A 26,811-nucleotide genomic window follows, 5' to 3' on the forward strand; every position below is an offset into this window, starting at 1 on the left:
ACACCATTGCATCACAGTACCTAACCTTTTACGGAACCGATCAGCACCCCTTTCACGAAATACTTTTGCAGGAATGGATATACGAGTAATATAGGCAAAGTAGCAACGAGAATCGAAGCAGCCTGAATGGCCTGAGGCGTCGTGTTCATGACCGCATCGACGTTCGTCACGTGGCCCCCGTCCTGATACGTAATATTGGAATGGACGAGCAGCTCCTTTAAGTACAATTGAAGCGGTTTCAATTCTGACGTGTTGATATAGATCATGGAGGCAAAATAATCGTTCCAGAATCCAACCGCATAGAAGAGCGCGATCGTAGCGAATACCGGCAAGGACAGCGGAACTGTAATGCGGAACAGAATCGTTAGATTGGACGCTCCGTCCATTTTCGCCGATTCCTCCAGTTCTTCCGGCAATGATTCGAAGTAATTTTTTATAATCAGCATGTTGAACACGCTTATCATGCTCGGCAGAAAGAGCACCCATAACGTATCGACCAGGTTCAGCCGCTGCATCAGCAAATACGTCGGAATAAGGCCGCCGCTGAATAGCATGGTGAATACATACATCAGGATAAAAAACTTGCGGCCGCGCAGCCTAGGTTTAGACAAGGGATAAGCGGCAAGCGCAGTCATGAGCAGACCGAGCGCCGTTCCCGCCAGCGCGATCGTCACCGAGACGAGAAAGGCCCTCATGAATTGGGAATCGCTTAATACATACAGGTATGTACCAAACTGAATGTCGACCGGGAACAAGGATACGCTTCCTGACATGACAGCTTCCTCACTGCTAAGCGACTTGGCAAGCAAATTGAGGAACGGGAACAATGTCGTCCATGATACCAAGGCAAAAAAGAGATAGTTGAACACATGAAATATCCGTTCCCCGACCGACATTCGAATGGCGGATCTCGTTCTCCGCGCAGTAATCCATTGACGTTCCATCCTTACGCCGAACCTCCTTTCTTCTTAAGTTTCTGTTTAAACAGACCCGTTTTCAGCACTGAGAAGACTGAGGAACATGAAGCGTATGCTCTCTGCGAGGAGTGCAAGTTACAATTTCCAGATTCCTGTCAAATGTCAAACTACCAAATGCCTCGATTCAGAAAACGCCGGCTGATATAATTTCCGCCCACGATAAGGACAAATCCAACAACGGATTCGAACAGCCCAACAGCAGACGCGAAACTGTAATTCTGCTCGCCAAGGCCGGTACGATACACATACGTTCCGATAACATCCGACACGTTGTAGACGACAGGATTATACATGACGAGAATTTGCTCTGTTCCGGCCTCCAAAATACTACCGAGACGAAGAATAAACATGAGCAGAATGACTGGCACAAGCCCCGGAAGCGTAATGTGCAGAATTTGCTTGAATTTGTTCGCCCCATCAATCTTTGCCGCTTCATACAGCTGCGGGTCGATAGAGCTTAAGGCAGCCAAATATACGATTGTCCCCCATCCCGCTTCCTTCCAACCCGCTGTGCTCACAAGCAGCCATCGGAAGAAGCTGTTGTCGAGAAAGAACTTGATCGGTTCTCCTCCCATCCATTCGATGATCCGATTCACCAGCCCGCCATTGACAGAGAGCAGATCCATGAACAGCCCGCTGACGATAACCCAAGACAGGAAGTGAGGCATGTATATAATCGTTTGCACCGGGCGCTTGAACCACATTTTTGTGAGCTCGTTCAGCAGAATCGCAAGCACGATCGGCAGCGGGAAGAGGAGCACGATTTTAAGTACGGAAATCATAAAGGTATTCCAGAACACCTGTGCAAACTTCGGCGATTGAAACAACCGTTCGAAATGTTCGAACCCTACCCAAGGACTGTCCCCGATTCCGCTGAAAATATTGAAGTCCTGAAACGCAATGACGATGCCATACATTGGTGTGTACTTGAACAGAAGAAGAAAGGCAATCCCGGGCAAAAGCGCGATGTACAAGTCCCAATCCTTCCGAATGTCGCCCCGCAGCTTTCGCCAATATGACGGCGAAGGCAAGCGAGGAGCATTGTCCAATTTCAGCCTAGCCATAGCTCCCACCCTTTCTTTGGTATAAGCAAGCACCCATCCTATATTCGTGATCACCTTGACTTGCCTTGCATTGCCTCTGCCTGCTTCTAGCGTACGGCATCCATCCGAATTCGAACACGGGAAAGCCATGACTTCTTCTGGTAAAATGATATCTAACATATGGAAGTAAAAGCTGGGCGATACCCTGCTACATTCATCTCCGCTTCCAATCGCTCGGCGTAACGCCCCAATGTTTGCGAAATACCTTCGTAAAATAGCTTACATCGCGAAATCCCACCGCTTGCGCTGCTTGATATACCCGTTCCCCTCGAAAGAGCGCCTCCTTAGCCCGTTCCATGCGTCGCGCAAGTAGGTAGGATGAGAAAGGCTGATTCATCTCCTGCTTGAACAGCCTGCTCAAATATGAAGCATTGATGAACAGCCGATCCGCAACGTCCTGAAGCGTCAGCTCTGTATGAAGCTCACATTCGATCAGTTCCTTCACTTCTGCCACCAAGCGGTTGCCGCCGCGGCGACGCACCATACATGCTTCCTCGCTAATCCGACGCATGACACTATGCATCCATTCGCTCCATTCCTGATTCGTTCGCAGTTCTGCTGTATTGAGGAACCATCTAGCATCTTCCCCTAAGACCCCTGATGGGGACCATCCCTGCTTGCGCATCCAGGTAATAATCCACGACTGCAGGATCATCATCTGCTCCTTGAACACTTCCGCCTCCGGAATGCTGCACACCGCACTGATCCAGGCCACGGCCACCTCCATTGCCAGCTGTTCATCGGCAGTATTCCAAGCGATATCCAATTCCCGTTCCCATTGCTCGCTGCATATGAAGACAGCGGAAGGCTTTCCCGTTTCCGCAAGAACATTATTGCGATATGGAATAACAATATCCCCTCCGTGCACGAGACGCTGACTGAGGGCGAATTCCGCTTCCTTATACAGGCGCGCTACATCGGCAAGTCCCCCGCAGGTTGAACTGATGCCTGCGCTGGCAGTAAGCTTCAATGATGCCTTGATGTATTCAAGCATCTTACCCGCCAGGGCATGAAGGCCGATCATGACATCGCCGTCGGACATTTTGCAATGTCCATCACCTTCCGCAGCATCACTCGGCATCAACGCCGTTCGCCCTTGACTATTTTCCTCTGGCGGATAGCGGAATAAGATCACAAGCGGTCTATCCACCTCATGGCAGACAAGCACGGAGCCATATTCCATCCCGGTCATCGTTTCTTCCACGACTTGGCCGACCGAGAAATGCATCAGGCCGCGATCTCCCCCGAATGCTTTCACACGCTCCTGCGGATAAGGATCGGGGTCGATCACCATAACCGCATAACGTTCATCCTCGTTCAGGACGATGCCCAGCTCTGCCATTCGCTCCGTCAAGGCCTTCACCGATAAGGTTCCGTCCAGCCCCTGACGCAATATGCGCTGGCGCAGCACGGGCAAGTGGCTGTGCCACTGCTGACGAAGCATATCATAATCATGCTTGCGCTGAATTTCCCGGCGACGCTCAGTGACGGCGTCTGTAACCGCCTGCAGAATCGCATCCTGTCCGGCAGGTTTCAACAAATACTGCCTCACTCCAATAGACAGCGCTTCTTGCGCATAAGGGAAATGATCGTGACCGCTAAGCACCACCGCCTTCACCTCGGGATTCCATTCTATCGCATGCCTCAACAAGGCCAAGCCGTCTCCATCTGGCAGCTGGATATCCACGAGCAGAATATCAGGCCTCTTCAACTGCATCCACCGCTTTCCTTCCTCTACGGTTGCCGCCGCGGTTACTCCCGTGATGCCTGCCTGCTCCCAAGGCATCATTTCCGTCAAACTTTGCCGCAGCCGCAGCTCGTCCTCCACAATTAACAGGTTCATCTGGCCCCTCCTTCAGAAGCTGACATAAATTTCGGGTGTAGATTGGATAACATCAATGACATCTACAACATCATCTGCAAATTAACCGCTTGAGCTAAAATCACGGCAAAAGAACTCCGGATCAAGGCCTAGCTTGCCTGGTGCCTTACCGAATACGGTTCAGACAAGGGAAGAACGAGCGTTACCGTGGTCCCCTTCCTCCATATGCTGTCAATTTGAATTTTCGCGCGCGGTCCGTAATTTAGGCGCATTCTCGCGGCGACATTGCGAAGCCCATAACCGGCTCCCGTATCTCCGCTTGCCGTTACGCTATGTTCCGCCGGCTGCCGTAATACGGCGGAGAGTTCCGCCTGCAATCGCGCACGCGTCTCCTCGGTCATCCCCGTGCCGGTATCATTAACTGCAATGATGAGACTTTCTCCTCCTTCACTTACCTCCAGCCGTATTGTAATGCGCAGCAGCATCTCCTGATCCTGTGAAGATTTCTCTAAGCCATGGATAATCGCATTCTCCACAATTGGCTGCACAAGCAGCTTGACAAGCGTGAGCTTCTCTGCGCGCGGCTCGATATCGTATTCAACACGAAATAGGTCCATAAAACGGATTTGTTGAATGCGGATATAAGCATGCAAGTGCTCCACACACTCCTTTACGGTAAGTACATCCTTGCCTTTGCTTAGGCTTAGACGGAAAAACTGCGACAGATGAAGCACCATCTCGGAAATATCCTCCGCTTCCGAATGCTTGGCCATCCAATAGATCGAATCAAGCGTGTTGTACAGAAAATGGGGATGAATTTGGGATTGAAGCAGCTTCAACTCCGTATTGGCAAGCCGCAGACTCTGTTCATAGTGATCATGAATGAGATGCTGCTGCTGAGATGCCATATGGTTGAATAAATGTGTGACTAGACCGAATTCATCCTGTCTTGTCGAATTAAGCCGCACATCCAGCTTGCCGCCCGTTATCGCTCTTAATCCGACAGCCAGCATCCGCATTGGCGCCGCGATGCTCTTGTAGATGCTGTACGCCATAACGAGCGCAAGCACGACGCTAAGCACGATCATGAATACCGCGTAATATTCCAATTGACGCGACTGAGCGAACAACTCCTTCTTCGGCTGGGATAAGGTCAGTGTCCAGCCATAATATGGCGATACTGCTTGAATCAGCACTTGATTGCTTGCTTCCGCTCTGGCCATATAATCCTGATAGGAGTCGGGACGCTGAGCCGTGCCTGCTACCCACTTGCCGTCAGCCGTATACAAATGCAGTTCGGCCTGTTCCGAAGGCTTGACGGAACGTATGTATTGCTGCAAGCGTTCCATATTCAAGCTAATAATCAATGCGTGCCGTTCACGGTTCGGGTTGTATATGTCCATCGCCCGAACGACTGCCAGGCTGTCAGCACCGAACGCTTGACCAAATGGCTTCCCTGCGCCTATTCGTTCATCCGGTTGAATGAACATCATGCCTGTTCCCAGACCGTTCAGCAGTTGGCGCAACCAAATGCGCTCATCCGCGCGTTCAACGGGAAGAACCCCGTGAAGTGTCGAAATAACCGAATTGGAATGGTCATGATATATAGCAATTTGAGAGAACATCGGATGGATCGACAGAAAATTAGCCAGTTTGCGCTTCATCTTCGCCAGCGCCATGACATTCTTTGCCTCCAGCTTCCGCTTGGCGTTCGACAGTACATCATTCATCTCTGAATCGGTCGACAACATCGCGGACAGCTCTTCTACGTTCTGCAGCGTCAGCTCAATATTGTCCATAAGTGCATGCATCGCACTTTCGGTACGTGCGGTTGTCTCTGACAACAGCAGCTCCTGCGAGCGTTTGTTGAGGAACCATCCCGATAACACCAAAGGAATGAGGATCAGCACGAAATAAATGGTCAGCCGCCACTGGATCCGCTGGCGAATTCGATTGTATACATATTTCAGCATCACGCACTCACCCTCCGTTCTTTTGTCCATTAACAGACTGACGCTGCTGCTGATCACCAGGCTGATTGCGCCCCAAGTGATACCAGTCATTGACCTCCTTCGTCATTTCACGTCCGCCCTCATTCATCCATTCAGACACGTACGTCTCGAAGTCGTCCAGCGGCCGGTTGCCAAGTACAATATCAATGAGCATATCGTTCTTCTTCAACAGAAGAGGGGCGTATCTTGTCATGGCTGGTGTCGGCAGGGAACGGTAAGAGCTTTGGCGAGCATGCTGGGAAGCAAACCGGAGATTATCGTATAAATGGTATTCTTGGCCTATTGAATCAAGCCGGGAACGGGTATAGGATTCATCCGGGATATCTGCAAGATTGGCATAAAGCCCGCGATAATGATCCTGATTATGACGTTCCATATCCGTTACCCGCTCCCCACTCTCCCATGTCCATACTTCTCCTTCGAATCCTAGCTTGAGCGTATCGCGTCCCTCTCCCGCAATATAGTTCAGCAGCTTCAGCACCTCCACGGCATGGGCGCTAGAAGCGGGAATCACCTGATAAGTCCGGACTGGCGGCAAAGCATAGGTTCCACTCCCGTGAGGGCCCTTCGGGAAAGGGATGGAGACCCATTCCGCATGTGAATCGTGGGCTTTACTCTTCTCCAGCACGCCGCGGGTATCATACCATGTGCCCGTGAACAGCCCCAGCTTCCCTTCGATAACTTGTCTTTCCAATCCTTGCTGCGTTTGAATAGGGAAAAGCGGATCAATGAGCCCCTCTTGTACCATCGTTCGTAAAAAGGCAAGCGCTTCTTTCATCTCTGGCTGAACATTGGAATATACGAGCTGGCCGTCCTTATCCATCCATTGGTTAAGCTGCACCCCAAACGCGCCGAACCATGGCGAGGAACGCCCCAGCTCTTCAATGAAGCTGGTTCCGTATGTATCCCGTATGCCATTGCCGTCCGGATCAAGCGATGAAAAGGCGCGCATGACGTTCACCATTTCCGAAAGCGTAGTCGGGGACTTGAGGCCGACGCGATCCAGCCAATCCTTGCGGATATACATCATCTCCAGCCCTATTCCTTCGTTCAGACTTGGGAGAGCATACACTTGTCCGTTAAATGATACCTGCTCCCATATTTCAGGCGGAATACGCTCTTTCAGCTTCGGTGCATATCGGGCAAGCAGCTGATCGAGCGGCGTCAGCATCTGCTTGCGCGCGTAGAAGGATACCCAATTTGCATCTGCAATACTGATCAGATCCGGCGTATGGTTCGACATCATCATGACGCCGACGCGATCCTCATACCGATGCGATGGGGGAATAATGACTTCCACCCGCAAGCCCGTCTTCGCCTCGATATCGAATAAGTATGGATTGTCATTTTCCGTCAGCGGATCGGGGAAGCCAATGCCCAGACTATTCAATACGACAGTAATCTTCGGTATATCTGACTTCTGGTCCGCAACTTCCATTTTCCCTGTATTTCCGCTGCATCCAAGCAGCATCAATAAACATGCAAGCCCTGTTCTCATCCCGATTCCCCTCAATGAAATCATTCGCTGGATTCTGGTTGTCCTGCCCTCTGGTGAAAGCGTATACAAAGGAGATCGCATGGCTCTCCTATTTCCTACCCCACTTACTTTTCTTTCTTCTGTTTGCTGCTCCAACCTGTCCCTCTCCTTTCGTTTATACATTTTTAAGACTTTTTAACTCCTGCTTGGGACAATGACCATGCATTCTTTCCATTATCATACAAAATGAGCCGATCAAATTGTACTTGATCGGCACCCTGATGGCCCTTTTGCCTGTTATGAGACGCTGCGGAACGAAGCATTCCTCTAATCGCTGTTGCCCCCGAATATCCCGAATTCATCTTAAAGGAAGATATATCGGGGACAAGCTTATGCTTTCAATGTGAGCTTTTCGTCGAAAAGCTCTTAGGCGACCGCTACCGCTTTTTACGGATTGGCTTCGTTCTCCCCGCTGCTTCGTTGCGTCTCAATGTTGAACTTTCACTTTCACAGTGTTTGGGTTATTTTTTAGTAGTCTTTATATTCCTTCTTAATCTGGTTCGAACAAACACCAATGTTCTTGGCGTTCTTTCCTGTATAATAAAACCACTTAACAGCAGACAATGTCTGGCTTCACTAACCCTTCTTCCTACAGCGATTAACGGAGTGCATGGTTCCGCGCTTCCCGTTATCGAGAAGTCGGTGATCGTTGCCGCTACATCAATGAATCTTAGAATGACAATATCTCTACTTATTCGGCGGCGTCTGCGACCGCTATTAGACGATTTGGAGCCCTTCTTTTGAGAGTTATTGCTTCCACATGAACATGACATGTTTCATCACCTCACTTTCTGATATTCTATTAAATGCCGGTAAGTTGTATTTTGTAATAGATAAGTAACGCTTCGTTTGAAAAATCCACTTGTAACATAGTTACACCACTCAAATGAGGAATGAGTTGGTACTTGAAGGTTGAAATGACAGAGCCATTCTCATAACCACAAGAAAATAGCGACGATCATATAACGGTCTTTTCAAGAAAAAAATCAGCCCTATAAAAGGACTGATTTTTTAGTTTACATGCTTTTTCTTTTCATCAGATGAATATACCACTTCAAGCCTGCATTGTGATTGAATAGACTAACCTTGTCCACAACGTCAAAATATCCAGACTGCTCTATTTCTTCGATTTTACGTTCAATCATCGCAAAGTCCGGGTCCTGTGTATTTTTATGGGAATATAGTGATGAGATGATAACGCCGTTTGGAGTAAGAAATCGGGAATATTCAAGTAACTTGTCAGAAGTATGGGGCACATACTGCAAAGACTCGTTAAACACGATTACATCATATAGCTTTTCGGGTACATACTGGTTAATATCACCGCAACGGAAAATATTCCTGGACGTCTTAGCCGCAGCTATTTGGACTGCTTCCTGCGAAAGATCCACGCCAAGATAACCTTCCTTTTCCTCGCCAAGAAGCATATCGAACAATATGCCTGTACCGCATCCCATGTCGAGAATGCCTTCTTTGGCAAGGAATTTACGGATGTAGCCGTACACGATGGAGTATCTGGCATACTCCGTGATATCGGCCAAATAGTCCCATACTCTGGAGCGGTACTCCTCATCCCATTGTTGTTGAGTGCTCTCAATATAATCTGGTATTTTCATGCTTTTCATTCCGATTCCTCCCGAATGCTTATTTAACTTTCATGTTACCAATCAGCAATAGAGAAACAATGATTTGAAGCAGCCAGATCTGATAATCAAAAATAGTAATACTAGTAATTATTACCATATTATATAATAACACTGAATTTCTATTATGTAAAATAATGGTTTTCGAGCGAGTTGTTATGCACAAAGGAAGTCAATTTTCTACCAATCTCGCAGTCGCAATGTAGACGAAAAAGTGACCCCCTCATCGAAGTCACTCTCTCTTTCCTTGCCGTCGTTTGAACTGAACGATTCGATAAATTGTATAGATGACCACCCCAATTACCGCCATCCAAATGCAAACGGATTTGAAAACGCTCCATCCACCCGAAGAAGAATTGTTTGGATAGTATAAAGCAGACACGGTTAAACACATCAACCCGATGACGATAAAGCACGCGGCAATTAGCCAGTCAACTTTTCTCATCTTTTTCCTCCTGCATGGTCGGGAGTGTGAATGTAACCGTAAAGCGCGTACCAATCTCCCTCTTGCTGCTTACTTGAATCGTCCCTCCTTGCAGCTCCACCAATTTCTTCACGATGGATAACCCTAGGCCTGTACCACCCGTTTTCCGCGATCTTGACTTCTCTACCCGATAGAAGCGATCAAAAATATATGGCAGCTCATCCTCAGGGATCCCAATCCCCGTGTCCTCTATCGAAAATAAGAGTGAGTCAGGAGTGCTCCGGAGATGGATTTCAATCCTTCCGTCTTCGGTATAACGAACCGCATTCTCCAACAGGTTGAGTACAATTTGTTCCATGCGCATCCTATCGCCACGGATTAATGGTACAGATGCGACAGGATGGACGATGAGTTCGATTCCTTTCTCCTTTGCTTTTAACGAAACCATTCTTACAGCTTGCTTTATCACATCCTTCAAGTCCACCCGCTCCATGGATAGACTGATTTGTCCCTCCTCCATCTTCGCAAGTTCAAATAGATCATCGACCAGGTGTTGGATCCGTACACCTTCTTGATAAATAATATCCAGATAGTGCTCCTTTTCTTCCTCCGTTTCATATAAACGGTTTTTCAAGACCTTTGCATAACCTTCCAAGTAAGTGATTGGAGTTCTCAGCTCATGGGAGATATGAGCGAAAAATTCCTGCCTCGTATCTCGAAATCTTTGCAGATCGGAAGCCAAGTTATTAATGGCCGCTGCCAGATCACCAATCTCGTCTTTGGTATGGATATCTAATCGAGTTTCCAGTTCCCCGATAGCGATTTTCTTCGTCGCTTTTTGCACCATAATGAGAGGTCGCGAAAATACCAGTGCCATAATCCATGTGATTCCAATAGCGAGTAAGAAAGCCCCGACACCTGAAAGGAGTATAAGATTTCGCACTGTAATAAGAGACTTATCCATGCTTTGCATGGAGGCCATCACATAAATAGCAGAAGAAATCCGACTATCTTGATAGATCGGTTGGCCAATGACCATATAACGATTGCCTAACGGATCTTCGTGTTCCAAATGGATGGACTTCCCGGAAAAAATTTGCTGTATATCCTCTGTCCGAATAAAAGACCGATCCGCTGCGTTATGTCCGCCTGAATGAAAGGTGATCTCACCTGATGCGTTAATATAGAACATACTTACATTCGAAAAATCCGCAAATGTCAGTATCATTTCTTCCATCGACGACTCCGTTGTCTCCGCCATTGCCCTGAAATGAGAGGTCATCTCGGTGACCTCCTTTCTCATCTCGGCATGATAGAAGTTGGAAAACATTTGATACAAGCTCAAGCCCAGAAAAAGGAGAACGATAAAAACGATCGAAGCAATGACGAGTCCGAGTCTCATCCCAATCCTATTCCGGCTCATCGATCTCCTCCGTCTGGCGAGAATTTATAACCCACACCCCATACCGTTTGTATCGGATCATAACCTAGTCCAGCGCGTTGTAACTTTTCTCGAATATTTTTGATATGGGTATCCACGACACGGGCATCGCCCATATATTCATACCCCCATAATCTTTCAATCAGTTCTTCCCGCGAAAAAGTGCGTTGACTATGCTTACCCAGATAGAGCAGTAAATCAAACTCTTTAGGCGTGAAATCAACGACCTCCCCGTGAATGTGAATTTCACGAGCTTCTGCATTTATTTGGAGATTATGCAATGTTATTGTCGATCCTTGAACCGTGTGCGCTTGATTAAGCATAGAGCGTCTCAATAACGAAAAGACACGTGCCAATAACTCTTCAGGTTCAAATGGTTTCGTTAAATAATCATCGGCTCCGATCCCCAGTCCATGGACTTTATCTTTGGTTTCAGATCGAGCCGTAAGCATCAAAATCGGTATCATTTCCGTTTCTCGAATGGCTTTGCAAACCTGCCAACCATCCATGCCTGGCATCATCACATCCAATATCAGAAGATCAAACGAATGACATCCATTCATCTAATACAAGGGTGTAATCACGATCGTAGCTATCATTCGGATCTTCCACAATCAGAGCACCGTAGAGGCCTTTATCAAGTTGATTGACACTATCTTGGTGCGAATGGTACCAATAGGTACCTGGAATGCTGGCTTTAAACTCATACGTGAAAGTTTTGCCCGGAACAACAGCATCTTGTGTAACGCCCGGAATCCCATCCATCTCATTCGGTACAGGGTAACCGTGCCAATGAATGGAAACGGGTTCTTCGAGCTCATTTTTTAGTTTGATCTTAACCGTTTCTCCAACTTTAACGCGAATCTCTGGACCTGGAACAGAATTATTGAATGTCCATACAGGCAGAGTCTTATCCTTGGATACCTTCAAATTGCTCGCTTGTGCGGTAATGGTATATTCCTTGCCATCTACCCTTGTTGTTTCATCCGTGAAGATGCTGCCCGTATTATTCGAACTCTGTGTCTGGATGCTATCCACGTTCATTTTGGAATGATCCATTCCCTTCATCATATCTAAATCATTAGAATTAGCACAGCCAGCTATTATGATGCTAACTATACCAATTGCAAGGAATATTTTTAATTTGCTCTTACTCTTCATCACACAACCTCCACTTCATATTCTGATATTTCATACTGTAACCAGAAATTATGTGGAAACGATGGAGAAATTGAAATTTTAAATATCGGAATTCTATGCAAATAAAAATCTCATCCCCAAGACTTTTGTCTTAGGGACGAGATTTATGCTCGTGATAACTTGGAAACATCCAGATGCGCCGATGTCACCAAATCGACGCTACATATCATCTAAAAGGGCACCGCCCAAAAAAAGTAAGGATGCGCTGTCTAAAGTCATCCTCCACCGGTTATAATGCTGCCCGTCATTTCGATAGACGATATACCAGTTCCATGCTGGCGAAGGAGTCTTCACTATGCTCCCGGTCGCCGCTGACCTTCATAGCCTCCTTGAATCCGCAGCCGATCCAGAAACGGAGAGCTCCCCAATTTTTGAGATCGACCGCCGCTCTTACGGTTTCATAAGAAAGCTTGGCGGCAAGCGAGATAATTCCGTTAACGAGTTCCTTTCCGTACCCTTGGCCGCGCCAAGATGGATCGACGGCGAACAGCCCGATGTACAGATCGCGTTCTCCAGGGTAGCCTTGGTAAAGCTCGAAAAAAGCGGAAGGGTCGGCATCCGACCCGCTTGCCCGATGAGCGGCGTGCTGAAACACTACCCGATCCGGGCTTCCGCCCGGAGGAAGCCCAGGGGTACCGTTTAAAATATTGGAAATATAGAGCGGGTTGAGAGACTGTCCGGTCCATTTGGGCAGCGGGGCGGATCTTTCATACAGGTCCTGAAGGGTCTTTTCCTCCGCATACTGCAGCATTCGAATAACGCATCGATCTGTCTCCCAGTTCATAGGCCATTGCGGCATCATATTCTCTTTCTCCTTTAGCATCAAAACTACAATCTAATTAGACATATATCTAATTAGATTGTAGTTTAATCAGTTAAATTTGGCAAGGAGGATCAATCAGTTTAAGAATACGATTCTGAAAGTAACTCCATTTCAAGAAATTGACTTTCCACCACTCAAACCCTCCATGGACCCTTAATATCCATAATTAAAATACAAGAAGCATATCACTTCTTGTTTACGGCATGCCTGCAATCTTTGGAAGCCGCATCCAACACCGACTGGATCGTATGCTCCCTCAAGTATTGATACAAATGCTGTTCGGCACCATCCATTACTCTTTTAACCAAACATTCGCTTTGTCCGTGACAATCCCGATCCGTTTGCGAAGCTTTTTCTTCAGCCAACATCCGATGCTGCTGCGAATTCAAATTCGAGCATTCGAACAGCTGCTGCCTGCCTTCGATCACCTGAATTACATCAAGAAATGTAATCTGCTCGGCTGGCCAAGCAAGCTCATAACCGCCATTCACTCCTGGTACTGCGCGTACGATTCCATCCTGTCTCAGCTTGGACATAATTTTGGATAAGTAGCTTTCTGAAACGCCAAGTGCTGCAGCTAGTTCCTTGATACCAACATTTTGACGATGCTCCGAGTGAGCCAAATGAATTAAGGCGTGCAGGGCGTAATCGGTGCTTTTGGAGAACTGCATGTTTGCTTCCTTCTTTCATAAAAGTTTGTTTACATCGTAGATCTGTGAAGTCTACATTATAACCGATCTGCTTCACTTTTCATAATTCAATAATTCCCTGGGCATCTTTGTTTTCGTTATTGTGCTTTGATGTTCGTTATAAAGTTTTAATATACCATGCATCGCAAGCAAAATGTTCCGTTGCATTTAAAGGTTTTTCTAATGGCATGAATCCGTTCTTTTTATAGAACTTGTTCGCCGCGACCATATTATTAAAAGTTTCCAGGTAACATTTTTTATAATGTTTTTTGGCAAAATCCAGGGCTAACCTAAGTAACTCGCTTGAAATTCCTGTGCCGCGCGCTTCTTTTAAAGCATACATCTTTTGCAGTTCACAAATATCCGGTATGCCCTCTACGGGTCCGATACCACAACCAGCGACTATTTTTGCATTTTCCTCAACAACCCAATATTTAGAGCCCTCGGATTTATACAGATTATAGAAATCTCCTAAGTTCGGATCAGTCCACGCGGTTCCCGGCTTATTCGCCCCAAATTCTATCAAACAGGTTCTAATCAGATCCTCAACTTGCTTATTATCCTTTTCTTCTATCTCTCTTATTAGCATGTAGTAACCCTCCACATACGCAATCTTCAAAGAGTGCTTTTTTCGAAGTTTTTTCTTCTATCTCCCGAAAATAGGCATTCTGTTCTCTCGAAAACGGATATCCGCCTATAATATGCAACACATATGAAAATACAGTAGAACCATAGACACGTCAATAAAACTGATAAATGAGATACCGGGTTGTCTTTAAGAAATGAGCCTTTCGCCGCAGAACGAAAATAAAGGAATATGCGAAATGCCAGCGAAAGAATAACCATCCGTATATGACATCTCATGATCGCCACCTGGAAGGATGCCACAATAAATTCAGGAGGGAATGAGCATGAAAAAATCGAAATCGCTGCTTCACATTGGGCTGATGGGCGCCCTGCTTCTTACCGGATCGGCCACGGCGCTTGCTGACGAAGCGGAACTTGTACCGATCGAATCGCTGAAACCCGCTGTTCCGATGGTCAAGCCGATACTGACAGGAACCGGCGGGTCCCTGATTCTGAGCGATTCCCCGGAATCTCCGAAAACGGAAGGTGCATATTACCGGGATTCGGTAACGGGATCGTTCCGGGTGTTCTGGCATCATCAAAATATGACTGGCGAGCCCCTGACCGTCGCGGTTGCCGTGACCAATGAATCCGACGAGCCCGTCATGCTGTTCTCTAATGGAATCGGACTGGCGACCGACTACTATCCGGATATCGCCGGACAGGTGGCGCTGGCCGATTTCATGAGCAATCATGCGGCCCAGAAGAAGGAAGCAATTCTGCAGCCTGGCGAAAGTTATTACCTGACCGCACTCACGGAAAATACGTATACCGCAAGCGGCATCGCGAATTTTACAGCTTATACGCAAAAAGGACATCGGGACGCCATGGTGACGGTAACGACGCTCGGCTACAAAGAGCAACCTGCCAATCCGCTCGACGTGCCGGTTCTGACGAAAGATATGCACGTACGCGGTACCTTCCCGCATGCAGACCGGACGGGTACGCTTGAGTACAATACGTCCAGCGGCAACTCGCTGATCCGCATTTCCTCTGCTGCCGCCGGCCCATGGAGCGACAGCATGCCGGGCGAATATGAGGAAGGTTGGAACGCGGTTGACGGCGGTGCCGTTATCAACAACGGGAACTATGGCGTAATGTACCACCTGAACGTGACCATTAATAACGAAGAGAACGTGAAGCGAGTCATTTCGGTGTACGACAACCCTTCCGGCGGCGCGGGCCACTATGTGATCCGCTGGGGCAAGGATCTGTTCCGGTCTCCGTTCGTGAATTACCAGATGGCTTGGAAATTTACACAGTTTACGGTCAACAAGAAAGGCAAAACCGTAGCGGCCGAGCTGAGCTTGACCGGCGGTGCCGCTGGACCGCAGACGCTTTATTTTACCAACAGTGATGTGAAATAGTACGATATATGATCTATACGATATTAAAAACTGTTCTTTCCAGGTCTGAGCGCGGAACTAGGACAGTTTTTTAAGATTATAGAATTTATAAATTTTCAGCGAAGCTGAACAATTCTATAATCGCAAGAAAAACATCCGCTAAATGCGGTCTGTCTTCCTAGAAAGTACGTCGATAGACGTTTTTCTTATCGATAACCGGTCAAGAGTGATCAAGGGGGCTAGCGGCGTAAACAACTGTAAGCCCCCTTTGACCCGTCTTTCGCCATTGATTTATAACTTGGAGCCTGGAATATAATGAGGTCATCATCGCTGCTGATCCTGACCGGGTACAGCGAAGTTATGTATCCATCGATATATCGTCCCATGCTTCATCGAAGCGGCCGATCATCCAGAACAGCCCTCTTCGTCTTTCGACGACGATACTCTCGTTCATGCCGGCCGGCGCTTCCTGCCCATTGATCCTGTTATTCACGCACGCCCAATGAAGACGGTAGATTTTGTCGGCTTCGTCCATGATTTCCTCCCGGCTGCGCATAGCGGTCTTCCGATAAAACTCTTCGAATGAATCGCATTCGGAGACGACCTGAATCGCATAGTCGCAGTCGCATATCCGGTCGGGAAAATCAAGAGATTCCACTAGACCGAGCGCCCAGATAAGCGCCCAATAAGCTTCGTACTGCCAAGCTATATTAACAGCTGCCTGACCTGCCGGATTTTCGTCCTGCAAAAGCTCGCGTTCGTTGTCGGTCAGGTGACGTTCCACGCCGAATTTCCGCAGCATCTCTGTCACGAAATCTTTTGATGCCGCAAGATCCCCGCCCTGGGCCACATCGCAAGCGTACTGGATCACGATCAGCAGTGCAACGGCCCTTCTGGCAATATCCTCTTCCGACTTCCACAAACAATCCGCCGCGGGCGGAAGCTCTGGCAACGTCTCGAGATGCGGGATATTGCGTTCCCGTATATAGGCGATGGACGCTCGCTTTCTCCGCTCGCCTTCCTCGGACTTCACTTCCGGCCCCATGACTTTATTGGTGCAGGCCCGAGGGCTGAAGTCGGCAGGACCCGAGGTTCCGTCCGGATAAACAATGACTTGTCCGTCGCTGTCGAGCAACGTTCCGTCCTGCAAGAAACCGATTCCCTCCATTCCGGACAGCAATGCCATGCACAGTTGGATCTGTCCTGCGTCCAACTCCTTGTCCGCTTCCAGCGCAACCACCGTATTGAATACGGAAATTTGCGTTAGCACCAATCCCTTGCGGTTTTCGTCAGCAAAAGCAATGCGATCGTAAAACCCCATCATCCCGGGGATATTGCTCGCAAAATAATCGGGATTCGTATCCTCGGTCAAGACTCGTATCGCCATCTTGCGTTTCTTGAATAGCGAATTGGTTTGCACGATATAATCGCTGCCGTTTTTCTCGATTTTATGGTCACCCGCGAACACATTCGCTATCCTTTCGCCTAGATCGTCAATATTATTCCTGGAAGCAAATATAGTAAAATATTTCAAACCCAATACCTCCTTGGAGTTCTCTATAGCTAGACTACTCGACTCCCGAAAAGGCTGTCAAATGCGCGATGCATCCGGATCATTGCGGAACACGCGCTCCAGATAGACGTTTCGACGCCACTTTTTAAAAAAATGCAGCGAGCATGTGGTTCGGCTGCATATTTTCCCTTGATTTAAGTCAATGAACGTTCATAACCTCCCGATTACAATAAAATCAATTACAGAACTCTAGGAGGTTACTTGATGATTACCGAAAGAAAACAACAAAAGGATCAGCGAAAAACTGCTTTGACTGCAGGCATATCGCTGATCATGATGACACTTGCTTCATTTTTTTCGTATGGATTTGTCCACGCAAGCCTTGTGGTACAGGGAGATGCCAGTTCCACATTTCATAACATCATTTCATCAAGTTCACTTTTCAAAGCCGAAATCTTTGGATGGGTCATCATCCTGCTTTGTGACATCGTGGTCGCCTGGGCTTTCTATATTTTCCTGAAGCCAATTCATCAAAGCCTTTCGCTGCTCGCTGCATGGTTCCGTCTTATCTATGCGGCTATGTTGGGAATAGCCATATTGAATTTATTATTTGTGCTGCTGCTTTCGAATAGTATGGATCAATTGTCTTTATCCGATCAGCTTCAAGCACAAGCTCTGCTGTATTTGGGAGCTTTTGAGTCCATGTGGTCTATTGGTTTAATAATATTTGGCGGGCATCTGCTGATTATCGGTTGTATAACTTTCAAAGCAGACATAATACCTAAAATTATTAGCATTTTATTGGTGATTGCCGGTATAGGCTATGTTCTCATTCATTTATGTAACGTGTTTCTTCCGCAATTCGACGGGATCATTACAACACTGAAATTTATATTCACGGTGCCAATGATTGCAGGAGAATTGGGTTTTGGTTTATGGATGTTGTTCAAAGGCGGGAAAGCCCCTATAACGACCTGATATCTGCTTCACCATTTTCTTTATGAATCCGCTTCTTGATTCGGCTTAATGACTCTGGCGTAATTCCGAGATAACTTGCCAATTGGTGCTGGGGCACGCGATCGATTAAATCAGGGCGGTTCTGTAATAGCGACTTGAAGCGTTCTTCAGGTGTTGAAGCGATAAAAGCGGCATATTCATCTTGGACCTGGCCGAACATTTCCTCGATCATCTTGCGTGTCATCGATTCCAATTGCTCATATTTGTTATACATGTTCTTTTCAATCGCAAGGTCGCCAACGACCAATACGGAGTCTTCAAGACAAGTAAAGGTATATTCGGATGACTTATCTTGTTTATGGGAATTGAAAATCGAGATGGCTTGCTCTTCGGTGTAGAAATTGGATGTGACCTCTTTTCCCGTTTCATTAATCGAATGCTGTCTTACGCATCCCTTTAACACAAAATAGCATTTAGTGGGAACATCTCCTTGTCTAAGGAGAACTGTTCCTTTTTTATATTCCTCAATAACGATATCCTCAAGAATAGCCTGTTGTTCTTCTTCGCTAAGGGATGTAAATTTAGTCATGTACTTGAACAATATTTCCTTCATTTTTCTTTCCTTTCATATTATTCATCATTTTCTTACGGCGAACAGGGGAAGTCCGCGAAGACGCTGACGCTCGTCAATCATCAGCAGCGTATCTTCAACGATTTGCTTAGCCGCCTCTCCTCTATCCATGGAAGCCATCTTGTTTCTGATTCGTTCCGAAGCAGCTGGATCATGAAGAAAATGGATCATTTTTTCTCCCAGCTCCCGGGTATCGTAAGCGATATCCGCCAGGCCGTTCTGTTGGAAAAACTGTGCATTCTCACGCTCCTGTCCGCCATACGGCTTTAAAATAAAGACGGGAACCTTCAAAACGAGAGCTTCGGATAATGTAACTCCGCCTGCTTTGGTCACGATACATGATGACGCCGCCATCAGCTCATGCATCTGCTCTACATAACCTAATACGTTCACATCCAAACGATCCGGGAACAGCGAACGCAGCTTCATAACCATTTTATCATGCCGCCCGCATACGAGATCAATGTCGCAGTTCCCCTTCTCCAACAGCATTTGCACAAGCTCCACAATATGATGAAATACGGCAAAAGATCCCGCCATGATCAGGACTCTATTGCGAGCCATGCGGGGTTCAACTGGGCTGGACATCGTCGCCGCGGTCGCAGTATGGTAAAAAGCGGCACGTACCGGAATTCCGGTCACGCAAATACGATCCGGAGCCGTCCCGTGGTCCTTTATCAGCTCACTCTCAAGCGCTTCGGTGGCGACATAATATTTGTCGGTATCCGGATGGATCCACCGTGAATGCAAGGTATAATCGGTAATGACAGTAGAGGTAGGAATGGAGAAGTTCCTGCTTGTTTCCGTGACTGCGCCGAATGGGAACGTATTAATAATGGCATCCGGCCGCGCGTTTTCAATCATTTCCAGTATTTTTCTTTTTCCAATGGCGTTTAAGTACCGATTAACGGACCCAATTGGATTGGTATCCCGCGTCATGTAATAACTCCATCCGTAATAATCCAAACCGAATTGGGATGAGTAGGTGCTCATTTGGTACAGTTTGGAAGATACCGAGTTTAAGATCGGATGCGCTTCCTTCATGAGGTCAACAATGTGCAGACTGTAGATCTCTTTAGACAGGAAACCTTGTTTCAGGGCGTGGGATACTTGTAAATGACCTTCTCCATAGCCGGCTGTCATAATCAGAATTCGAGGATGGCGGATGTTCACAATGATCCCTCCTGTAAGCTTATCGGTCTGAAAAGATTTCGACTTGTACTTAGTATAGAATTGGTATGTGAGAATTTCATTAAAAATAAACATTCTCATTGTTTTCTAATGAAATTTTGCCCGGATTTGCGTTTATGATGAGTATGACTGCAGGAGCTTATCTATCTTCGCGTTCACCCCATTTTTTTACTTTTCAATTCTGTTGGCATCCCAGTTTCTTTTCCTAAAGTTTATTGCTCATCTCAATTTGTATCACCGCTAAGCCTGCCACGGTTATGTATTAGCCCAATCATCGAAATGCAAAGTTAAAAATTTTATTTCATTCTGATAATGCGCTAAGTGACCATCTTCAACCATTTTCACAAACGCCTCTACCTTATCGGCAGCACCTTGCGAGAGGGTTACACATAAAGCTTCAAGGCGCTTAATAATCCATTGCTTAAGTTGATCCGAAATTTCCATGCCATAATTCTCCAAAAACAATGCGATTCTCCGGCGCCGATTTTCAGCATGAAGATCAGTACTATAGGGAATCGTCGATGAGTCGATGAGAGCTGGCTCGAAGCTGGCGAGCGGAACGGTAGTATAGAGTGTATACGCAATATCCCAAATACGAGGGCCAGGGCTTGCCATGTCAAAATCGATCAAGGCCACAGGACGCCGGTCTCTAAAGACGATATTGTACGGCGCGGCATCGTTATGACAGACGACCTCATTTATCGTTGGATCCGGATAAGCATTTTGGGGCAAAGCTTCGGAAGCAAAACCTCTTGTTGCATCGTGAAATTGCCGCAGCAATTTCGCTATTTCTATCAGCGATGCATCCGACCACATGTAAGGATCTAGATCAGGATAATCATTTCCGGGAACTTCACCCGGGATAAAAGTAAGTATTTCTCGCCCCTGCTGATCCATGCCGAGAAAACGAGGCGTCTTATCGAACCCGTTTTTTTCCAAGAAAATCAAAAGATCATTCACATATGGATTATTCTTGTCACTTCGGCGTACAGTATCGCCAATTCGTACAACTTCACTGACATTCCCGCCATGCAGCACTTCTTCTTTTTCAGTCAAAATATCCCTCCACCTCTTTCACTTCAGCAATGACTTGATCATTAATCCCTAGTTCTTTCAAAGATAAGCACCTGATGTATCAATAAATGTAACACAAAAAGCCGATCCCCTGTGAAGGAAGAAACGGCTTATCATTATGTTTCAGCAAATAAATAAGTAGAAGATATTAAATCAATTTATCAAGTATCTGCATATTAGGCATAGTCATCTTCATTTCATTTCCTGACTGGAGCATTTTTTTAAAGTTATCTTTCATTTCATCAATTGCTAATAATGCATGAGCTGTAAAACGTTGAACAATCGGATTTTCTTCTAAATTATTTTTAAACATGGGATATATTACGGAAAATGGCATGTTATACATTTCAGCTTCAGGATATTCGCTTAGATTAACTCCTCTTTTTTCGCATAGGCTATAGCATTCGCTCATTGCTTTAAAGCAAGTTTCCACTAGTTTTTCATCTTTCAAAAATCTATCAATATCATTATATTTCGAAAGACCAACCCCTAAAGGACTCGCTCCTACATTATGCATCCATAATGCATGCAATATGTTTGCAGGAGTTTCAGGAACAATAGAACACTCTTCAAACATCTTGATCGTTTTGCCCAGTAAAGGTTTTTGTTCTTCATATACTGCGCCTAATTTCACATCCTGCCCTATATTTCCCCAAAGCAAGTTACCTTTAAAGGTACCTCCACCTCCTGGGTATCCCATAATATACTGTTCTTTTTTCAATATACTATCGATTTCTCTTGTTCCATCCCAGTTTAAGGTAAATAATAAATAATTTGCATTAGGCGCTTGTTTTATAAGCGTTTCAATAACCTCATTTAATTGAAATGAATTGACAGGTACAATGATTAAATCATAATTACCCTCTGCATGAAGTGCGCATTTATAAGTATATTCTCCGATTGTATACATATTTTCTTTATCTTCACGTTCATCTATGATGTCATATGATATTGTTCTTTCGTTCATAATGTTAAACTTGCTCTCACGAACCAAATGAGTAATTTCATGATGCTCTGAAAGTGCATGGGCATAAAGCGTCCCGATTACACCTGTACCAACGATTAATATCTTCATTATTTTCACCTCAACCCAAAGAATTCACTTACAAAACTAAATGTATTATTTTCAGCACCCAAACTACGCGTGAGCAATTCCTCAAATGCAGTAACTTTTGAAATTATTGTTTCTTCACTCCATTTGAATAAATCAATATCCAAATAAAAATTAGAAAGCGTTAAAATCATTTCGGCTGTCTCAAGCGGATAAGTTACATTAAAAATCCCCTCTTCAACCCCTTGCGATATGATTTCTGCATAAAAAGGCGCAAATTGTTTAACAATGCTAACTATCAGTTTCTGATGAAATATTGCATTCGATGGAGAATTAATTTTTTCGTTCTGCTCACTATTATTACTGGCAGTTTGTATCCCCATTAAAATAATTTGTTTAAGTCTTTCATCAGATTTCAATTCTTTTACATCCTGCTCCGTTATTTCCTTAAACCAGCGTTTAACATACATTTCTACAGCTGCATCCGCACACTCTTCTTTAGAAGAAAAATAATGATAAAATGCGCCCTTCGAAATATTTAATGTCCTAATAATAAATGAGAGCGTTGTATCTTCATAACCGTTTGTAATAAATATGTTCCATATTTTTTCTAGCAACTCATTTCTTTTGTTATTGAAATCTTTATTTGTTCTAGCCATTTATCCTCCCTCCTATAAATAAACCGACTGCTGGTTTAATTATAATTTGGAACGAATCATTTGTAAATACGATTTAGAAAATTGCATTCATGGGCTGAAGTTGACTTTGTAATCCCAATCATATGGCATGATTTTAGTCAGTCTAGATCAACTTGCAGCAATCCAGCCGGATCGCAGCGCTTTACAGGCTCACCGTCATTTTTTGTTCTAATGAAACGGTCAATGGAATATAAATTACAGCCATCCGTGCTGATTGGATCCGTATCGATTTTTCTCGGAATTTTGGTGCTGCTTTATTTATGTAAAATTAAACATGCAAAGGAGGGTTCATAATGAACGAGTACATTCCTAATGGGATGATACAACAACAATTTCGACCTCATAAATAGTCAGCTCTCTCAAGTGAATACATTAGTTGGTTTAAAACAAGCCCTTTCCACCCCTGTAAAAGAAGAAAACAACACCGAAAAACCAGATTACTTAATAGAGCAAGGATATCGATTAGAGCGTTTTGTATCTGGTTTAACTTTTCCCACTGTAATGACCTTTGATTTGCAAGGGAACATCTATGTGGCAGAAGCTGGTTTCGCGTACGGAACCAAACCGGGAAAAGGACGTGTGGTACGAATTGAGCCGAACGGTTCCTTTACAGAAATTGCGGGTGGTTTTGGCGGACCCGTGACAGGAATTGCCTGGCATGATGGATACCTCTATGTGGCTGCCGGGGATATTGGAGAAGAACATGGGGCAGGATGTGGTCAGATTATTCGATTAGCGTTGGACGGAACAAAGGAAACGATCGTTACCGGACTTAAAACTTGCGGAGACCATTTTACAGGGGATGTGCTCTTCGGACCAGACGGAAAGATATATTTCTCGGTTGGAACCGCTACGAATTCTGCAGTTGTGGGTACCGATGATATGCTGATATTGAAATATCATCCACAATTTCATGATACGCCGGCCAGAGATATCGAGTTAGTCGGGACCAACTTCGTCTCTAGGAATCCATTATCGGAACAACAGGACGTAGCGGTTACGGGGGCATATAAACCTTTTGGCGAATCCAGCTACGAAGGTGAAATGATTAGCGGTCGACTGTTAGCCAACGGGGTCATCTATTGTTGCAATCCCGATGGCACCAATTTGCAAATTGTCGCAGATGGGTTTCGGAATACGTTTGGATTAAAATTCTCCCCGTTTAGCGGGAAATTGATTGCCATAGATCATGGCGCTGACCCGCGGGGCAGCCGTCAAATTCGGTTGGATTGGGATAAAGTCTGGGAGGTAGTTCCGTATGGTTGGCATGGTTTTCCGGATTTTTTCAGTGGCCTGCCTGCTACCCTCCCCCATTTTCATGCCGATGAGCAAGCAAAACCAACCTTTTTGTTGAAGGGGCATCCTCATCTTTCTTCTCAACCGCTTGCCAGACTCCAATCACACAGCGCTTCGATGAAATTCGATTTCTGTACAAATACGGATTTCGGCCGTCCAGGGGAAATTTTTGTTGCCCAATTTGGCGAGTCGGGTTTTGAAAAAACGGAGGAATTGCCTGGATTTAAAGTTGTTAGAGTGGATTTGGATACAGGGCAAATATCGGATTTCTTCACGAATCCCAAGGGTGACTCCGCTACGAGAGGGCCTGTACGTCCGATTGATGTCAAATTTAATCCTGCAGGGAATGAACTTTACCTTGTCGATTTTGGAATCATGGGAACCTTGCAAACCGGGAGGAATCCGAAGCCCAAAACGGGAAGCCTATGGAGGATTGTGAAAACAAAATGATATCAGCATATAAACCAGTCATCGGCAATTGTCCGGCGACTGGTTTATATGATTTGGCGAGATTCGCAATTAATGATCGTATCGTTATTTTTCCCTTTTAATATCTATTCATCTTATTCATCTTTAAAAGCAAATTCTGTTGTACCCAATCCTGAGTTGACATGTTTTCCTTGGAATAAAAATTCAAAGAACTTATCGTTTGAGCAGGCAATATGTCCATGAAATGTAGCGGAAGCGAGGATGTATATTCAGCATCCAATAATGCTTGATGTTGTTCTTGTTGCGCCTTTTCTTTTTGTTTCTCGGCCTCGATTTTTTTGCCCTTCTCTACTTCTTCTGGAGACGTTATACAGGCCGACCATATGGTATAGGTACCGTCTTCATGAATAATCAATCTGCGGCCAACTGTGGTTACACCACGCGTTTGCTCCATTTGCATAAACGCTCTTTGATCCTCATTTGTGTAATAGTTAATATACCCGTATACTTTCTCTTTCAAGGCGGGATCCGTCTTCATTTTCTGCAGGATACCTGGTGCGATAGTCACATCCTGCAAGCTTCCGCTTCTGCCGCGTCTGACGATCTCTTTTTCATTCTTCGGAATGTTCTCAATCCCAACCGTAAGGCCGTATTTTTCTGAAATGGCTTGCGCCTCATTTTCGGTGGCGGCAGACAAGGCTTTGTCGAAACCAACCAAAGGAGTATCAGTGGTTATCTTGTTTTTTTGTTGTTCTGAACGTGTTGTTAAGGAAACATTGTTCATAGCAGGTGACGTTATATTCATTGAACATACCTCCCACATTCTTATTACTATAATTATCGGTAATGCTGGAAAAATTATTTAGTTGGCCAACATGCAGCAAAGCAAATTTCATGCCCGTGCGGAAAAATGCAAAGAGCTGCTGACAATCCCCCATCCGTTCATAATCACTGGTTCAACTTATATAGCAGGCTGCTATGAAGATCAATTTCTGTCAGTCAGGATCAGCTGCAGGCATCCATCCTGTTAGCAGCGCACCACCCCCCGAATGGTTGTCTGCGGCGAGTTCGCCTCCGTGCCGTCTAATGATTCTTTGTGAAATGGTCAAACCTAATCCGCTGCCTCCAGTTGAACGATTTCTGGATGCTTCGCCTCGATATAGAGGTTCAAAAACCCGTTCCAACTCTTCCGAATTGAAGCCTGGACCTGTATCGCGTACCGCAAACTTTACTTTGTGACCATCTTGACAGCATTGAACAATGATTTCCCCATGGGATGGCGTATGTCTGACGGCATTATCCAAAAGATTGTTCATGGCACGCTCCAATAAATGCGTATCGCCTTTAACGATGCAATTGCCAGCCGAATGATTCGAGATCAAAATGTCTTTTTGCCGGGCAGGCGGATTTAGGCTGTCTATCGACTTCTGGAGTATGAGTTTAAGATCAACAGTCTTGTCGTTAAGCTGCGTTTCCAAATACTCCATCTTTGTAAATGTGAACAGGTCTTCTACCAATCGATCCAATTGAACCGATTTTTCCTTGCAAACCGCCACATATTTTGCTATTTTCTCCGGTGTTTGTGCAATTCCTTGCTCCAGGCCGTCCAAATAACCTCGCAAGGCGAACAACGGCGTCCGTAAATCATGCGCGACCGCAGCAATTACAAAACGGCGTTCTTTTTCCAGTTCCGCTTGTTTTTGATAAGATTGCTGAAGCCCGTTCACCATCGTTTCAAATCCGTCACGCACTTCGGCGATTTCCGTGATCCTGGACGAAGGCAGCTTCGCATCCCAATCTCCTGCCGCAATTTGTCTGGCTGCAAAGCTCATCTTCTCCAGCGGTTTAAGAAGGAATCTCCGCATTTCTACTCCGATGATAAAAATAGCCAGCGATAGTCCGGCAATCGTGGAAATCATTTGAGTCGCATTTGACTTCGGCAAGTAAATGATGACCCTTCCAAGCAAATGACCGTCTTCTATGACGGAGAAGCGTTCGGTTGACGATAGGGAGCCGCCTCGATCCGGATTGGACTGGAATATTTCCTGACCGGACGATGATAGAATTACCGCATCCATCTTCGCTTGCCGCAATTGGGTATGCAATTGGTTCTGCCAATTTGCATCCCTCCATTGGGCCGCCCCCTCTTCGATCAGATGAATCGTCTCGGTCAATTTCCCTTGCAGAATCTCATTTTGCGGCTGGTTTTTTGCTAAGCTAAGCGTTTTTGTTTCTATGAAATGGGCTGTAACAAAAAAGATCCACGGAACTAAAGTGATGAAGAAGAAACAAAGCATAATAAACGTGCGAATTCGAAGTGTTCTCAT

At 45.7% G+C, this 26,811-nt stretch carries 22 protein-coding genes and 2 pseudogenes; 3 read left to right on the forward strand and 21 right to left on the reverse strand.

Annotated elements, in window-relative coordinates; all coding sequences use genetic code 11:
* Positions 1-20 precede the first annotated feature (20 nt).
* The 13 genes and pseudogenes from L6442_RS16625 to L6442_RS16685 all read right to left on the reverse strand — a co-directional run bounded on the left by L6442_RS16625 (position 21) and on the right by L6442_RS16685 (position 14,260).
* Positions 21-944 carry a carbohydrate ABC transporter permease gene (locus tag L6442_RS16625; protein WP_212979286.1) on the reverse strand — a complete coding sequence of 308 codons (924 nt, stop codon included), beginning with the start codon at positions 942-944 and terminating at the stop codon, positions 21-23.
* Between the two features lie 140 nt (positions 945-1,084).
* Entirely contained in the window at positions 1,085-2,041 is a 957-nt protein-coding gene (locus L6442_RS16630; protein WP_212979287.1) for an ABC transporter permease, read from the reverse strand.
* A 193-nt stretch (positions 2,042-2,234) separates the two neighbouring features.
* A complete protein-coding gene (locus L6442_RS16635) occupies positions 2,235-3,923 on the reverse strand; it encodes a response regulator transcription factor (RefSeq protein WP_212979288.1) in 1,689 nt (562 codons plus the stop codon).
* A 128-nt stretch (positions 3,924-4,051) separates the two neighbouring features.
* Positions 4,052-5,965 carry a cache domain-containing sensor histidine kinase gene (locus L6442_RS16640; RefSeq protein WP_237099949.1) on the reverse strand — a complete coding sequence of 638 codons (1,914 nt, stop codon included), beginning with the start codon at positions 5,963-5,965 and terminating at the stop codon, positions 4,052-4,054.
* Positions 5,883-7,412 (reverse strand): extracellular solute-binding protein, encoded by a 1,530-nt coding sequence (locus tag L6442_RS16645; protein ID WP_237099950.1) that lies wholly within the window; start codon positions 7,410-7,412, stop codon positions 5,883-5,885. The genes L6442_RS16640 and L6442_RS16645 overlap by 83 nt, the downstream gene beginning before the upstream one ends.
* 1,055 nt (positions 7,413-8,467) lie before the next feature.
* Positions 8,468-9,076: a class I SAM-dependent methyltransferase gene (locus L6442_RS16650; protein ID WP_212979290.1), complete on the reverse strand. Its 609-nt coding sequence runs from the start codon at positions 9,074-9,076 to the stop codon at positions 8,468-8,470.
* 250 nt (positions 9,077-9,326) lie between these two features.
* Complete coding sequence (locus L6442_RS16655; RefSeq protein WP_194232393.1) at positions 9,327-9,539, reverse strand: hypothetical protein; 213 nt, start codon at positions 9,537-9,539, stop codon at positions 9,327-9,329.
* Positions 9,526-10,941, reverse strand: coding sequence for a sensor histidine kinase (locus L6442_RS16660; protein WP_212979291.1), 1,416 nt, complete (start codon positions 10,939-10,941; stop codon positions 9,526-9,528). The genes L6442_RS16655 and L6442_RS16660 overlap by 14 nt, the downstream gene beginning before the upstream one ends.
* A pseudogene (locus tag L6442_RS16665) lies at positions 10,938-11,507 on the reverse strand (response regulator transcription factor); the annotation flags it as partial. The gene L6442_RS16660 and the pseudogene L6442_RS16665, both read right to left, overlap by 4 nt.
* A 1-nt stretch (position 11,508) precedes the next feature.
* A pseudogene (locus tag L6442_RS16670) lies at positions 11,509-12,120 on the reverse strand (multicopper oxidase domain-containing protein); the annotation flags it as partial.
* A 283-nt stretch (positions 12,121-12,403) separates the two neighbouring features.
* Positions 12,404-12,961, reverse strand: coding sequence for a GNAT family N-acetyltransferase (locus tag L6442_RS16675; RefSeq protein ID WP_212979293.1), 558 nt, complete (start codon positions 12,959-12,961; stop codon positions 12,404-12,406).
* A 206-nt stretch (positions 12,962-13,167) separates the two neighbouring features.
* Positions 13,168-13,653 carry an RrF2 family transcriptional regulator gene (locus tag L6442_RS16680; protein ID WP_212979294.1) on the reverse strand — a complete coding sequence of 162 codons (486 nt, stop codon included), beginning with the start codon at positions 13,651-13,653 and terminating at the stop codon, positions 13,168-13,170.
* A 136-nt stretch (positions 13,654-13,789) separates the two neighbouring features.
* The gene (locus L6442_RS16685; RefSeq protein WP_212979295.1) at positions 13,790-14,260 is read right to left on the reverse strand and encodes a GNAT family N-acetyltransferase; all 471 of its coding nucleotides are present in this window, start codon (positions 14,258-14,260) and stop codon (positions 13,790-13,792) included.
* A gap of 322 nt (positions 14,261-14,582) precedes the next feature.
* On the opposite strand from L6442_RS16685, the gene L6442_RS16690 reads away from it, so the two are divergent.
* Positions 14,583-15,665: a hypothetical protein gene (locus L6442_RS16690; RefSeq protein WP_212979296.1), complete on the forward strand. Its 1,083-nt coding sequence runs from the start codon at positions 14,583-14,585 to the stop codon at positions 15,663-15,665.
* Positions 15,666-16,002: 337 nt separating this feature from the next.
* On the opposite strand, the gene L6442_RS16695 is transcribed toward L6442_RS16690, so the two are convergent.
* Positions 16,003-17,178 carry a DUF4272 domain-containing protein gene (locus L6442_RS16695; protein ID WP_212979297.1) on the reverse strand — a complete coding sequence of 392 codons (1,176 nt, stop codon included), beginning with the start codon at positions 17,176-17,178 and terminating at the stop codon, positions 16,003-16,005.
* Positions 17,179-17,421: 243 nt separating this feature from the next.
* On the opposite strand from L6442_RS16695, the gene L6442_RS16700 reads away from it, so the two are divergent.
* Complete coding sequence (locus L6442_RS16700; RefSeq protein WP_212979298.1) at positions 17,422-18,135, forward strand: DUF4386 domain-containing protein; 714 nt, start codon at positions 17,422-17,424, stop codon at positions 18,133-18,135.
* Here the strand turns inward: L6442_RS16700 and L6442_RS16705 are convergent.
* From L6442_RS16705 to L6442_RS16725, 5 genes are all read right to left on the reverse strand, one after another.
* Positions 18,122-18,727: a Crp/Fnr family transcriptional regulator gene (locus tag L6442_RS16705; protein ID WP_212979299.1), complete on the reverse strand. Its 606-nt coding sequence runs from the start codon at positions 18,725-18,727 to the stop codon at positions 18,122-18,124. The genes L6442_RS16700 and L6442_RS16705 overlap by 14 nt on opposite strands.
* 24 nt (positions 18,728-18,751) lie before the next feature.
* Positions 18,752-19,918, reverse strand: coding sequence for an MGDG synthase family glycosyltransferase (locus L6442_RS16710; RefSeq protein ID WP_212979300.1), 1,167 nt, complete (start codon positions 19,916-19,918; stop codon positions 18,752-18,754).
* 273 nt (positions 19,919-20,191) lie between these two features.
* Positions 20,192-20,992 carry a phosphotransferase enzyme family protein gene (locus tag L6442_RS16715; RefSeq protein WP_212979301.1) on the reverse strand — a complete coding sequence of 267 codons (801 nt, stop codon included), beginning with the start codon at positions 20,990-20,992 and terminating at the stop codon, positions 20,192-20,194.
* A gap of 166 nt (positions 20,993-21,158) precedes the next feature.
* On the reverse strand, positions 21,159-22,085 hold the full coding sequence (locus L6442_RS16720; protein WP_212979302.1) for a ketopantoate reductase family protein: 927 nt from the start codon (positions 22,083-22,085) through the stop codon (positions 21,159-21,161).
* A gap of 5 nt (positions 22,086-22,090) precedes the next feature.
* Positions 22,091-22,720, reverse strand: coding sequence for a TetR/AcrR family transcriptional regulator (locus tag L6442_RS16725; protein WP_194232407.1), 630 nt, complete (start codon positions 22,718-22,720; stop codon positions 22,091-22,093).
* Positions 22,721-23,122: 402 nt separating this feature from the next.
* On the opposite strand from L6442_RS16725, the gene L6442_RS16730 reads away from it, so the two are divergent.
* Entirely contained in the window at positions 23,123-24,505 is a 1,383-nt protein-coding gene (locus L6442_RS16730) for a PQQ-dependent sugar dehydrogenase (protein ID WP_212979303.1), read from the forward strand.
* Positions 24,506-24,602: 97 nt separating this feature from the next.
* Here L6442_RS16730 and L6442_RS16735 read toward each other — a convergent pair whose 3' ends face one another.
* Positions 24,603-25,289 (reverse strand): DUF6033 family protein, encoded by a 687-nt coding sequence (locus L6442_RS16735; protein WP_212979304.1) that lies wholly within the window; start codon positions 25,287-25,289, stop codon positions 24,603-24,605.
* A 190-nt stretch (positions 25,290-25,479) separates the two neighbouring features.
* Positions 25,480-26,811: a sensor histidine kinase gene (locus L6442_RS16740; RefSeq protein ID WP_212979305.1), complete on the reverse strand. Its 1,332-nt coding sequence runs from the start codon at positions 26,809-26,811 to the stop codon at positions 25,480-25,482.

The organism is Paenibacillus azoreducens, from assembly GCF_021654775.1.
Taxonomy (GTDB): Bacteria; Bacillota; Bacilli; order Paenibacillales; family Paenibacillaceae; genus Paenibacillus_AQ; species Paenibacillus_AQ azoreducens.

Excerpts from the sequence above, each read along its gene's own strand:
- L6442_RS16625 (WP_212979286.1), bottom strand. The coding sequence starts at position 944 with ATGGAACGTCAATGGATTACTGCGCGGAGAACGAGATCCGCCATTCGA.
- L6442_RS16630 (WP_212979287.1), bottom strand. The coding sequence starts at position 2,041 with ATGGCTAGGCTGAAATTGGACAATGCTCCTCGCTTGCCTTCGCCGTCA.
- L6442_RS16635 (WP_212979288.1), bottom strand. The coding sequence starts at position 3,923 with ATGAACCTGTTAATTGTGGAGGACGAGCTGCGGCTGCGGCAAAGTTTG.
- L6442_RS16640 (WP_237099949.1), bottom strand. The coding sequence starts at position 5,965 with ATGACTGGTATCACTTGGGGCGCAATCAGCCTGGTGATCAGCAGCAGC.
- L6442_RS16645 (WP_237099950.1), bottom strand. The coding sequence starts at position 7,412 with ATGAGAACAGGGCTTGCATGTTTATTGATGCTGCTTGGATGCAGCGGA.
- L6442_RS16650 (WP_212979290.1), bottom strand. The coding sequence starts at position 9,076 with ATGAAAAGCATGAAAATACCAGATTATATTGAGAGCACTCAACAACAA.
- L6442_RS16655 (WP_194232393.1), bottom strand. The coding sequence starts at position 9,539 with ATGAGAAAAGTTGACTGGCTAATTGCCGCGTGCTTTATCGTCATCGGG.
- L6442_RS16660 (WP_212979291.1), bottom strand. The coding sequence starts at position 10,941 with ATGAGCCGGAATAGGATTGGGATGAGACTCGGACTCGTCATTGCTTCG.
- L6442_RS16675 (WP_212979293.1), bottom strand. The coding sequence starts at position 12,961 with ATGATGCCGCAATGGCCTATGAACTGGGAGACAGATCGATGCGTTATT.
- L6442_RS16680 (WP_212979294.1), bottom strand. The coding sequence starts at position 13,653 with ATGCAGTTCTCCAAAAGCACCGATTACGCCCTGCACGCCTTAATTCAT.
- L6442_RS16685 (WP_212979295.1), bottom strand. The coding sequence starts at position 14,260 with ATGCTAATAAGAGAGATAGAAGAAAAGGATAATAAGCAAGTTGAGGAT.
- L6442_RS16690 (WP_212979296.1), top strand. The coding sequence starts at position 14,583 with ATGAAAAAATCGAAATCGCTGCTTCACATTGGGCTGATGGGCGCCCTG.
- L6442_RS16700 (WP_212979298.1), top strand. The coding sequence starts at position 17,422 with ATGATTACCGAAAGAAAACAACAAAAGGATCAGCGAAAAACTGCTTTG.
- L6442_RS16705 (WP_212979299.1), bottom strand. The coding sequence starts at position 18,727 with ATGAAGGAAATATTGTTCAAGTACATGACTAAATTTACATCCCTTAGC.
- L6442_RS16720 (WP_212979302.1), bottom strand. The coding sequence starts at position 22,085 with ATGAAGATATTAATCGTTGGTACAGGTGTAATCGGGACGCTTTATGCC.
- L6442_RS16725 (WP_194232407.1), bottom strand. The coding sequence starts at position 22,720 with ATGGCTAGAACAAATAAAGATTTCAATAACAAAAGAAATGAGTTGCTA.
- L6442_RS16735 (WP_212979304.1), bottom strand. The coding sequence starts at position 25,289 with ATGAATATAACGTCACCTGCTATGAACAATGTTTCCTTAACAACACGT.
- L6442_RS16740 (WP_212979305.1), bottom strand. The coding sequence starts at position 26,811 with ATGAGAACACTTCGAATTCGCACGTTTATTATGCTTTGTTTCTTCTTC.